The organism is Deferribacter autotrophicus (genome assembly GCF_008362905.1).
Taxonomy (GTDB): domain Bacteria; phylum Chrysiogenota; class Deferribacteres; order Deferribacterales; family Deferribacteraceae; genus Deferribacter; species Deferribacter autotrophicus.
Genome location: NZ_VFJB01000005.1, coordinates 167,644 through 179,775 on the forward strand (window position 1 = coordinate 167,644; position 12,132 = coordinate 179,775).

Annotated in this window: 10 protein-coding genes; 5 read left to right on the forward strand and 5 right to left on the reverse strand. The window is 33.6% G+C overall.

Features of this window, described 5'->3' with window-relative positions; genetic code table 11:
* Window positions 1-63: 63 nt before the first annotated feature.
* From FHQ18_RS06740 to FHQ18_RS06760, 5 genes are read left to right on the forward strand one after another with little or no spacing between them, the layout of a single operon-like run.
* The gene (locus FHQ18_RS06740) at window positions 64-1,236 is read left to right on the forward strand and encodes an HlyD family secretion protein (RefSeq protein ID WP_149266408.1); all 1,173 of its coding nucleotides are present in this window, start codon (window positions 64-66) and stop codon (window positions 1,234-1,236) included.
* Window positions 1,233-3,011, forward strand: coding sequence for an ATP-binding cassette domain-containing protein (locus FHQ18_RS06745; RefSeq protein WP_149266409.1), 1,779 nt, complete (start codon window positions 1,233-1,235; stop codon window positions 3,009-3,011). Before FHQ18_RS06740 ends, FHQ18_RS06745 begins: the two co-directional genes overlap by 4 nt.
* Window positions 2,989-4,125, forward strand: a complete 1,137-nt coding sequence (locus FHQ18_RS06750; protein WP_246798670.1) for an ABC transporter permease — start codon at window positions 2,989-2,991, stop codon at window positions 4,123-4,125. Before FHQ18_RS06745 ends, FHQ18_RS06750 begins: the two co-directional genes overlap by 23 nt.
* Entirely contained in the window at window positions 4,122-5,216 is a 1,095-nt protein-coding gene (locus FHQ18_RS06755; RefSeq protein ID WP_149266411.1) for an ABC transporter permease, read from the forward strand. The genes FHQ18_RS06750 and FHQ18_RS06755 overlap by 4 nt, the downstream gene beginning before the upstream one ends.
* Window positions 5,217-5,272: 56 nt before the next feature.
* A complete protein-coding gene (locus tag FHQ18_RS06760) occupies window positions 5,273-5,716 on the forward strand; it encodes a hypothetical protein (RefSeq protein ID WP_149266412.1) in 444 nt (147 codons plus the stop codon).
* 131 nt (window positions 5,717-5,847) lie between these two features.
* Here the strand turns inward: FHQ18_RS06760 and FHQ18_RS06765 are convergent, their stop codons facing one another.
* The 5 genes from FHQ18_RS06765 to FHQ18_RS06785 form a co-directional block, all read right to left on the reverse strand.
* Entirely contained in the window at window positions 5,848-6,819 is a 972-nt protein-coding gene (locus FHQ18_RS06765) for a GDP-mannose 4,6-dehydratase (RefSeq protein ID WP_149266413.1), read from the reverse strand.
* On the reverse strand, window positions 6,819-8,264 hold the full coding sequence (gene cysS, locus FHQ18_RS06770; RefSeq protein ID WP_149266414.1) for a cysteine--tRNA ligase: 1,446 nt from the start codon (window positions 8,262-8,264) through the stop codon (window positions 6,819-6,821). Before cysS ends, FHQ18_RS06765 begins: the two co-directional genes overlap by 1 nt.
* Window positions 8,265-8,558: 294 nt before the next feature.
* On the reverse strand, window positions 8,559-9,488 hold the full coding sequence (locus tag FHQ18_RS06775; protein WP_149266415.1) for an ABC transporter ATP-binding protein: 930 nt from the start codon (window positions 9,486-9,488) through the stop codon (window positions 8,559-8,561).
* Window positions 9,489-9,920: 432 nt separating this feature from the next.
* The gene (locus FHQ18_RS06780; RefSeq protein WP_149266416.1) at window positions 9,921-11,195 is read right to left on the reverse strand and encodes a dihydroorotase; all 1,275 of its coding nucleotides are present in this window, start codon (window positions 11,193-11,195) and stop codon (window positions 9,921-9,923) included.
* Between the two features lie 2 nt (window positions 11,196-11,197).
* Complete coding sequence (locus FHQ18_RS06785; protein ID WP_149266417.1) at window positions 11,198-12,127, reverse strand: aspartate carbamoyltransferase catalytic subunit; 930 nt, start codon at window positions 12,125-12,127, stop codon at window positions 11,198-11,200.
* Window positions 12,128-12,132 lie beyond the last annotated feature (5 nt).

Consider the following 12,132-nt stretch of genomic DNA (forward strand, 5'->3'; position numbering starts at 1 on the left):
GGATGGGGGCTTAGTTTCACTTTTGTGGGAAGGAGTTTTCACTGTTAACTACAGGGAGGATTGATGAAAAAAATAGCTGTTTTAGTCGTTGTTGTTTTATTGGTAGTTTTAATTCTATTAAGTGTAACTAAAAAGAAAAATCTTGATAGCCTTACAATAAGCGGCAGGATTGAGGTTGATGTTGTAGATGTATCTCCTAAAGTGAGTGGAGAGGTCGTTAGAGTTTATTTTGACGAAGGGGATGAGGTAAAAAGAGGAGATATATTGGTAGAGCTTGGTAGAGAAGAACTTGATGAAAAGACGAATCAGTTAATTGCAAAAAAAAGGCAAGTAGAAAACGGTATAAGAGCTAAGGAGAGTGAGATTCAATCATATAGAGTAAAATTGAAACAGTTGTTAATCAAGAAGGAAAAAGTGTCAAAAGATGTGGAACTTGCAATTGAAATTGCAAAGAATGAAATTAAAGTAGCCAGCGCAAATGTAAAAATATTGGAAGAAAAGAAAGATGTTATTTTTGCAAATTTAAGAAAGGTTGAGAAAGATTATAAGCGATACAAAACATTGTACAACGAAGGGGCGATTTCAAAATCTATGTATGAGGATATCAGCTTAAAGTTTGATACGTTAAAAAGTGAATTTGAAAGTGTGAAGAAGGAGTTGGAATCTGCAAGACATTATTTGAGTAACAGCAAGAAAAACCTTGAAAGGGCAAAATTGCAGCGCAAAGAGATAGACTTGCTTGATAAAGAGATAAAAGGGATTCAAGAGGTTATCAATATTAAGATGAGTGAAAAACAGGGAATGGTTGAGTCTCTAAATGAGGTTAAAGCGATGATAAACGAGTTGCAGATTAAAATTAATGATACCTATGTTAGAGCTCCCATTGATGGCGTGATTATGAGCAAAAATATCAATTTTGGTGAGATTGCTGTGGCTTATCAACCGGTTTATTCATTGTATGATCCGAAAAAAATATATTTTAAAGGTTTTTTCCCTGAGAAATATTTATCAAGAATAAAGCTTGGTGATAAAGTAAAAGTGTATGTGGATGGTCTTGAAAAAGGGTTTGATGCGAAAATTTCTTATGTGAGTGATAGAGCGGAGTTTACTCCAAAAGAGGTGCAGACGAAGGAAGAAAGAGTAAAGCAGGTTTTTGCTATTAAGGCCTATTTTAATAAACCAGATAAATATTTAAAGCCTGGTATGCCTGCAGATATGATTTTTCATTTCCAATGATAGTCAAAGCTGAAAACATCTGTAAATATTTTAAAAAAGGTTTTTCCTTAAAAAGTGTTTCTTTTACATTAAATCAAGGTGAAATATTGGGACTTGTTGGTCCTGATGGTGCTGGTAAATCTACTTTAATGAAAATTGTTGCTAATGTTATGGATTTTGATGAAGGCAGGCTTTATCTCTTTGATAACGAAATAAATCGTAAAAAAAGTTATGATGTATTGAAAGATAGAATTGCCTATATGCCTCAAGGACTCGGGTTGAACCTTTATCAAAAGCTAAGTGTAGAAGAAAATATCAATTTTTTTGCCGAACTTAAAGGGTTGGATATTGATGAAATAGAGGAAAGAAAAAGCAGATTATTGAGAATAACCGGGCTTGAGAGATTTAAGGATAGACTAGCCATGAATCTTTCCGGAGGGATGAAGCAGAAACTAGGAATTTGCTGCTCTTTGATTCATAGGCCTGAGTTGATTATACTAGATGAGCCCACAGTGGGGGTGGATCCTATTTCAAGAAGAGAGTTGTGGGATCTATTTATGGATTTTGTAAATCAGGAAAATCTTTCTGTAATTATTTCAACCTCCTATCTGGATGAGGCGGAGCGTTGTGATAAAGTAATATTTTTGCATAATGGGATGGTTAAATATTATGGTGTAATCGGAAAAGAGTTATATGAAAATATAGATGTGGTGGAAGAACCTGCAAGTTTGCATGACATCAAATATTATTATGAAAAATACAGAGGGGTTCGATTTAGGCGTAATTTGGTAAGATATGTAAAGGATAAAAATGAAGAAAGGGAAGAAAAATTTGTAGTAGAGCCGGTTTTTGAAGATGTGGTAATGAATCAGCTTGAAACAAAATATCTGGATATCAACTTTCCAAAAATTAACTCAAAATTTAAAGATGACAATGTGATTGTACTGAAGGGGATAAGTAAAACTTTTGGTGATTTTTATGCATTGAAAGAGGTTAGTTTCAGTGTAAAACGAGGAGAAATTTTCGGTTTATTAGGGCCGAACGGAGCTGGAAAAACCACGCTAATTAAGATTTTGACCGGATTATACAAACAGAGTGAAGGAGAATTCGAGGTTTTTGGAAGCAGCGGTTTGAGACAGTTAAAACATAGAATCGGATATATGTCTCAAAAGTTTTCCTTATATAGTGATTTAAGTGTGGAAGAAAACATCGAATATTATTCTAATGTATATGGAGTAAAAAACATAGAAAAATTTGAAAACATTATAAAAATAATCGGACTTGATAAATACAAAAAAGAAATTGTAAAAAAGTTACCACTTGGCTTTAAACAGCGTCTTGCACTTATTTGTTCCATTCTTCATTTGCCGGAAATTGTATTTCTTGATGAGCCCACTTCTGGTGTGGATCCAGTGGAAAGAGATGTTTTCTGGCAGCTTATAACAAAATTATCAAAATCCGGAATCACAGTTATCGTGACAACACATTATATGAGTGAAGCCGAATATTGTGATAGAATAGCTCTTATCTCTGCCGGCCAACTTATTGCTCTTGATGAGCCGGAAAGATTAAAAAAAGGATTAATTGAAGAAGCTGGTGACGTGTACGATCTTCAATGTGATGATTACTATAGGATTTATAGGAAGTTGAAAAAAGAGGGGTATAGAGCATCCTTACTTGGCAGAAAGATTAGGATTTATACCAAAGATGAGAGTTTTAAAGATTTCTTGAGTGAGAATTGCACTTTTAAAAAAAGTGTGCCTACCATGGAGGATGTTTTTGTCTATTACGCTTAATAAAAGATTGAAAAGGATTGTTTCCATATTCATGAAAGAGTTTAAAGAGCTTAGAAGGGATAGGATTTCAAGAATAATAGTATTTGTTGTTCCTTTTGTTATGATGATCATTTTTGGGTACGGTATGGCCCTTGATGTACATCATATACCTTTTGTGATTGTTGATGAAGATAAAACGGCATTAAGCAGAGATTTTAAATATCGCTTTATAAATAATAGGGAATATTTCAGTTTTTATGGTGAGGTAGCAAGCCAAGATGAAGTTATCAAACTGATAGATGAGAATAAAGTGAGGTTTGGTATAATTATTCCATCTGATTTTACAGAAAAATTGAAGAAAAAAGAAAATGTAAAAATTCAATTATTGGTGGATGGTATTTTTCCTTATAGAGCTGATGTTATTAAATCTTATGTGGAAGCTATGGTGAACAGTTTTAATCTGGTTTTAAACGATATCGATCTGAAAAAACTGTTTAAGCTAAATGTGAGATATTGGTTTAATGAAAATTTAAAAAGTGTGAAATTGACCACAAGTGGTTTACTGGCCATCATACTTTTTCTCAATCCTGCCATCTTTGCATCCCTTTTGATTGTTAAAGAGAAAGAGAGTGGCTCCATCTATAACATTTATACTTCTTCCATAACAAAATTTGAATATCTCTTTAGTAAACAGTTATTTGCAGTGTTTGTTTCCATTATAAATTTTTTTATACTTTTTTTACTTATAAAGTTTTTATTTGGGATACCGTTCAAAGGAAATTTTTCACTTTTTTTCATCTCATCGGTAATATATATTTTTGTTTCTACAAGTATAGGTCTTTTTCTTTCATCTTTTTTAAAAACACAAGTGTCGGTCATTGTAGGAATTTCTGTAATTGCCATTATCCCGGCTTTTCTTTATTCGGGATATCTCGTACCGGTAAGTTCTATGTCCAATGAAGCATATATACAAGCACACATTTATCCTACATTTTATTTTATGAATATTATTAAGATGAATTATTTAAAAGGAGTGAATATTAATTTTTTTACTCTAAATGTAGCTATTTTGATTATTTTTTACATAATCTTTTTCGGATTAACTTTTATATTGTTTAAAAAGAAGGAAAGATGAGATTTTTATTTTTAATTAAAAAAGAGTTATTGCACTTTTTGAGAAATAAAGGGCTTTTGGTATTTGTAATTTATCTTTTTACCGGAGATATCTATATTGCTGCCAATGGTATCGATTTGAGCCTTAAAGATGCAAAATTTTATGCTGTGGATTATGATATGAGCTTTCAATCGAGAGAGCTTGTTTCTAAAATGGTAAAACCCTGGTTTGATTTTAAGGGTTATCTTGTCAATGAAAGGCTTGCAGATGATTATCTTATTAGAGATAAAGGGGTAGGTGTTCTGGTTGTTCCTAATGATTTTAGTAAGAAGTTGAAAAAGGGAGAGTTTGATGTGGCTCTCTATTTAAATGGTGCTGATGCGAGTACCGGGTATCTTTTTACAAGTTATGCGTCTAACATTATGATTGATTATTATCTTGAAAATGTGCCAAGTAGGGAAAGGTTTGCAAAAGTTATTACGGAGTCACGTATTCTTTACAATGAAAATGCGCTGACAAAAAATTTTCTCGGATTGTCGGAACTTTTTTCAGTAATAACGCTTCTTGTTTTAATCCTTCCTGCTGCATCGATAATTAGAGAAAAGGATGAAGGAAATATAGAAATGATACTAATATCTCCTCTTAGTATAAAAAGGCTTGTGGTGGCAAAATTGATTGCCATGTCAATTGTTATCCTTTTGGGCACTTATGTTGCAGTAAATGTTGTCTTAAATATGGGACTTAATGTCCCTGTTAGAGGCAGTATAGGTTTATTTCTTTTATTAACATTGGGGTATATTTTTACTACCATGGGTTTGTCTTTGTTTATAGCTTCCATTTCAGAAAATATGTTGCAGGTGTCACAGCTTGCCATACTTTTTTTACTCCCCATTCTTTTTCTTTCAGGTTCCTGGACTCCATATGAGTCAATGCCTGTAATTTTTCAAAAAATGACATATCTTTCACCTTTGAAATATTATCTTGATGCAGGGTATGCTGTTATTTTAAAAGGGCTTGGGTTTAAGTTTATTGCTTTTGATATTTTTATGATGTTTTTTATGGGTTTGCCTCTGTTTATTGTAGGTACATATTTTCTCATGAAGAAACTTTAACCAACTTTTTGCAATTTCTGTGATATAATTTCTGTATAATGTTTGAGAGGTGAATTATGAGAAAGATTACTCTATTTTTGGCCTTTTTGATGATTTTGGGACAAGGAGTTGCGAAGGCTGATAAAGATTTATTACTTGAGTCACTGGGTACATTTATCGCTTCAGATTTACTTAGTAGTTATGTGGCTATTGGTTCTGTTAGTGATTTGTATGCCTATGGTAAATACAGTGTTGAAAATACAAAATCGATAATAAACTTTCAAAAGCAGATGATAAAAAATAAACAGGATGCAATCAAAAAATTAATAGATGCTGGGGATTTTGAAGGTAGCGATATAAGTTTTGGGTATCAAGTGATAGAGGTTTATGGCTATCTTGATCAAGAGTCTGCTTATTTATTAAAGTATATTGAAAGTAAAGAACATTCTGATGCTGATAATTTCCAATATTTCAGAAAGAAGGCTTGGGCAGGGATCAAATCACTATTGGGTATACAGTAAGTTGTAAAATTTTCTAATAAATATTCAATAACATTCTCTAAACTTAGGTTTCGAAAAGTCTGGGGAGGCAATCTCTTTCATTTCTTTGTCTCCCCAGTTTAGTTCGGGACGGGTTTTTTAGTTATGATTATTTACTCGGTTAATTTAATATTAAAGGCGAATTCTTTGTTGTCTAAAAACCATTTAACGGTTTTTTCTAGCCCTTCATTAATGTCAACTTGGGGTTGCCAGTTTAGTAGGGTTTTTGCCTTTGTGATGTCTGCCCATGTGGCCATCATATCAGCTTTATGAAATGGTTTAAATTCTTTTATTGCTTTTTTCCCAAGCAATTCTTCAATTTTTTCAATTACTTCACTTAATTTGTTCGGACTATTATTTCCAAGGTTTATTATTTCATATCCGACTGGTTTTAGTGCTTTTACAGTTCCTGCAGCTATGTCTTCTACAAAGGTAAAATCCCTTGATTGTGAACCATCTCCATAAATTATAATAGGCTGTTCATTGTATATTTGTGAGATGAATCTGAAAACACTCATATCTGGTCTTCCTGCAGGTCCATATACTGTAAAATAGCGCACTACACTTACATCAATTCCATAATAAAAATGATATGTATAGCAGGTTACTTCCGCTGATTTTTTTGATGCAGCATAAGGGGAAATAGGTGTGTTTACCGGCTTATCTTCGGTAAAAGGCATCGGTTGGCCTGCATAGAGACTTGATGTGGATGCAAGGACAAATTTATTTACTTCGTAATTTTTGGCTAGTTCTAAAAGGTTTACTGTCCCGGTAGAGTTTGTCTCATAATATACAAAAGGGTTTACAATGCTGTATCTTACCCCAGCTCGTGCTGCAAGATTTATTATGGCATCAAATTTATAGGTCTGGAAAATAACAGATAAAGCTTCAAAATTTGATATATCTACCCTTATAAATGTAAAATTATCATATTTCTCAAGCTCATTTTTTCTGTATTCTTTTAATCTGACGTCATAGTAATCATTTAGATTATCTATGCCTATGACTTCATGTCCTTCTTCTAATAATTTTTTAGTGGTGAAATAACCGATAAACCCTGCAGCACCCGTTAATAATATTTTCATTAGTTCAACTCCTCGTGTTTTCTTATGGCTCTAAATCTTGTACCTTTTGGTGTGTCAAGAAGTTCTATCCCCATTGATTCGAGTTTATCTCTTATTTTATCTGCTTTTTCAAAGTCTTTATTTTTTCTTGCAGTTGCTCTTTCTTCGATAAGTTTTAAAAGTTCATTTTTAGGTAGTGGTAGATTTTTTTCAAACCATTCTTCAGGTGTTTTAACGATAATGCCTAAAACCTGATTAACAATATCTTTCATCTGACTACTTAGTTTTTCTATTTCGGATAAAGTTTCTTCATCAACTTTTTGATTGAGGAGTCTATTCATATCTCTGATATAGTCAAATATGGATGCTAGCCCTTTGGCAGTATTGAAATCATCATCCATTGCTTCTTCAAAAGAGGAAATAAACTCTTCAAAAATCTTTTTTGCTTCATCTATACGGTTTTTACCTTTTTTTGTTACAATGTAGTGGTTTAAATCGTCAAAAAAGATATAAATTCTATTGAGTGAATTTTCGGCTTCTATTAAGTGGTCGAAAGAGAAGTCGATGGGGCTTCTGTAATGGGTAGTAAGAAGAAAAAACCTCAACACTTCAGGATCAAATTTCGTAATAATATCTCTGATGGTAAAGAAATTACCAAGAGATTTTGACATTTTTTCTTTGTTAACATTAACAAAGCCGTTATGTATCCAGTATTTTGCAAACATTTTCTCTTCAGCGGCTTCACTTTGAGCTATCTCATTTTCATGATGAGGGAAAATCAAATCTTTTCCACCCCCATGTATATCAAAAGGGATTCCTAAAATTTTAGAACTCATCACACTACACTCAATATGCCATCCCGGACGTCCTTTTCCCCATGGACTTTCCCAAAAAGGTTCATTCTCTTTGCTTTTTTTCCAGAGAGCAAAATCAAGAGGATTCTCTTTCTTTTCATTAATGTCCACTCTTGCTCCTGCCATCAATTCTTCAAGGTCACGTTTTGAGAGCTTTCCGTATTCTTTAAATTTTGAAACTCTATAGTAGACATCTCCATCTGCAACGTAAGCATACCCTTTTTCTATCAATGTTTCACACAGTTTTATCATTTCATCTATAAATTCTGTAGCTTTAGGGGTGTGGTCGGGGGGTAAAATATTGAGTTGACTCATGTCATAATCATGCTCTTTGATGAATTTTTCCGTTAGCTCTTTCCAGTGGATATTTTCTTTGTTGCTTCGATTTATAATTTTATCATCGATATCTGTGAAATTTTTTACAAAAGTTACTTTAAACCCTTTGTAAGTCAAGTATCTTCTAATAACATCAAAAACCACTGAGCTTCTTGCATGTCCAATGTGGCAGTAGTCATAAACAGTGACGCCACAAACATACATTCTTACTTCGTTATCTTTTAAAGGGATAAACTCCTCTTTTTCACCTGTCATCGTGTTAAAAACTTTTAGCATAACTCTCCTCATTCGTTTGTATTATTTAAACATCCTTTTGCACAATAACTTGGGAGCAGTTTTTCCTGCAATACCGTCATTGTGATCCGCCCCAGGGCGAATGAGACAATTTTATAAGCGCGAGATTGCTTTGTACCAAGCACCTCGCTTGATTCTTACTATTTTTTAACTGCTTGCAATCAAACTCACAGAACTTTTCAACTTCGAAAATATACATCGTGATGCTCGTTCTTTGCAATGACCCCAACATGGTTGTCATTCTGGCTTGCTGTAATATTTAATATCAAAGTTGTGTTACTCATAATAAGCACATCGTACGAAATGATTTTTTCCCACTTCAATGAGCTTTATTTCATTATCGCATTTTGCTGAGTATTTTTTACAACGTTCAGCATAAGGGCAACTGGATTTAACATTTTCATTTTTTACTTCATCCACCTGCAGATGCTTGGAATTTATTAATTGATATGTATAGGGATGTAAAGGATTTTTTAACAGTTTTTCCGTTTCTGCCATTTCCACTACGAACCCTTTATACATCACATAAACTCGATGGCATAAAAAATTAACTACTGCTAAATCGTGAGAGATTAAAATAATGGTTTTGTTTTTTTCTTTATTTAATTTCTTAAAGAGGTTTAGAATTTGTGCCTGAACGGAAACATCAAGCGCACTAACAGGCTCATCAGCTACAATGACTTCAGGATCCACTGATAGAGCTCTTGCTATGGATATCCTTTGTCTTTGTCCACCGGAAAACTGATGGGGGTATCTATAAAGATGGTCTTCTTCAAGCCCAACAGACTTTATCAGTGACTTGCAAATTTCATGAATTTCTTTTTTGTTGTTTGTAATATACTGCTTTATCCCATCTTTAAGGGTTGATATGATTTTCAGCCTTGGGTTTAAACTAGAATAAGGGTCTTGAAAAACCATCTGAACATTTTTTCTGTATTCAGAATAAGATTCACTATCTTTATGGATATTTTTTTTATTAAAATAAATATTACCTGAATCTGGCTTGTATATATTTGTAATAATTTTGGCCAAAGTGGTTTTGCCACTGCCTGATTCACCTACTATACCAACAATTTCTCCTCTTTTTACATAAAAGTTTACTCCGTTTAAAGCGTGAACTTTTACCTTACTCTTAGAAATAAATGTGGAGGAAATATCAAATGACTTGAAAATGTTATTACATTCTAAAATCGCCAATGGATTCATAGCCTTCTTTATATTTCATATTCACAATAATTCAATAAATATTTATCTGGGGTTACCCATTTTTTTGACACAGAACAATAAGATGTTATTAATTTCAATAAATTACGCAAAAAAAACCAGAGATAAAATATCTTCCTCATTCTCGTGGCACATCCAGTTCCACTGCGAGGTAAATCCCTCTAAAACCGCCATCCATGGCGGTTTTATGGGGATTTAAACCCGGAAGATATTTTATCTCTGGCGTATATAAACAAGGTTTTGTAAAAAATGGGGTGACATCAGATAGTTATGTTTTCCAAAAACAATAATTTTATTTTAGATTTACACAAAAGCAAGAGATTGCTTCTTTCCGAGTCTGTCATTGCGATATGTCCAAAAGCGACTCTCCCGACTGCCGTCGGGAGAGTCGGCAAGAAGCAATCTTATACTTTTTTATTGTTGATGAAAATCATAAACGATTTTTCCATCTTTAATGGTATAAATTGCAGCTCCAATTAATTTTTTCTTAAAAAATGGAGTATTATCAGATTTTGATTTGTTTACTTTTTCATCAAAAATGTATTCAATTTTATCGTCAATAACTGTAATATCGGCTTTTTTACCTTTGGCAATATAACCTCTATCTTTGAGGTTCAAAATTTCTGCTGGTTTATAGGATGTAAGATAAACGAATTTTTTCATATCAAACTGTCCAGATTTTACCAGGTTTAGTGTTAGAGGAATTAAAGTTTGCAATCCCGTAATTCCAAAAGCGGCATTGTCAAATTCAACAAATTTTTCAACTCTATGGTGAGGAGCATGATCTGTAGCAATTATATCAATGGTACCATCTTTTAATCCTTCGATTATTGCATTTTTATCTTCTTCTGTTCTTAACGGTGGGTTCATTTTGTAGTTTGTATCGTAATTTAAGAGTTCTTCATCGGTGAGTGTAAAATGATGTGGCGTTGCTTCAGCAGTTACATTAATACCCATTTTTTTTGCCCATCTAATCAGTTCTACACTTCCTTTTGTGCTTACATGAGCTATATGAACATGGGCTTTAGTGAGTTTTGCAAGAAGTATGTCCCTTGCAATCATCACTTCTTCTGATTCAGCCGGTATCCCTTTTAATCCTGTTATTGTGGATATTTTCCCTTCATTTATTACACCGTCTCCTGTAAGATTTTTATCTTCGGCGTGGCTAATGATAAACGATCCAAATTGACTTGCATATTCGAGGGCCCTTCTCATTACTTCGGAATTCATTACAGGTAGACCGTCATCAGAAAAGGCTATTGCACCTGCCTCTAGAATGTCTCCCATTTCCGTTAACTCTTCCCCTTTCATCCCTTTTGTCACTGCTGCAATAGGGAAAAGATCAATAAGTCCAATCTCTTTTGCTTTTTCTACCATATATCTTGTGATGGAGCTGTTGTCATTCACAGGTTTTGTGTTTGCCATTGGGAGACATGTAGTTACACCACCGGCCACTGCGGCTTTGCTGCCGGACTCAATATCCTCTTTGTATTCAAATCCGGGATCCCTGAAATGGACATGCATATCTATAAGACCTGGGACAACATATTTGCCAGAGCAATCAATTACAGTTGCACTCTCAATTTCTTCTTTTGTTATATCTTCGATTTTATCATTGTTAATCAAAATGTTTACATTTTCTTCAATTTTATCGAAATTTATTACAGTGCAATTTTTCAAAAGTAACATATTTAACCCTCCTTCTTATTAAGTGATAGCAGATATAATACTGCCATTCTGATGGCAACACCATTTTCCACCTGTTCAAGTATTACTGACTGTTTGCTATCGGCAAGGATACTTGGTAATTCCACACCTCTGTTAATTGGGCCTGGATGCATAATGATGGCATCTTTTTTGGCTAATGACAAGGCTCTTTTGTTTAGTCCGAAAAATTTTGAATATTCTCTCAAAGAGGGCAACAAAAGATTTGACTGTCTTTCCCTCTGAATTCTTAACATCATAATTACATCGGCATTTTCCACTGCTTCTTCCATGGATGAGCAAATCTTACAGTTGAAATGTTTAAAATGTTCAGGAAGCATTGTTTTAGGCCCGAAAAGACGGACGTTGATTCCTAATTTACTCATTCCCCACAAGTTTGATCTTGCTACTCTACTGTGTTCTATATCTCCCATGATTGCAACATTTAACCCTTCAAAACCACCTTTGTGTTCTTTTATAGTCATCAAATCAAGAAGAGCTTGTGTGGGATGTTCATTAGTACCATCACCGGCATTGACTACGTTTGCCTTTGTATTTTCAGCAATAAATTTAACCGATCCTGAAAAAGCGTGTCTTACTACGAAGATATCAGAGTGCATGGCTTCAATATTTTTCACTGTGTCAATGAGAGTTTCCCCTTTTGAAGTACTACTTGAAGAAGCAGAGAAGTTGATAGTGTCTGCAGAAAGCCTTTTTCCTGCAATTTCAAAGGATGTCCTTGTCCTTGTTGATGGTTCAAAGAATAAATTAACAACCGTTTTCCCTTTTAAAGTTGGGACTTTTTTAACATCTCTTCCATTAATTTCTTTTAATTTTTCTGCTGTTTCAATAATAAATAAAATCTCTTCCTTACTAAGGTCTTTTAGACCTAGAAGATCAGTTTTGGTAAAAGACATAACAC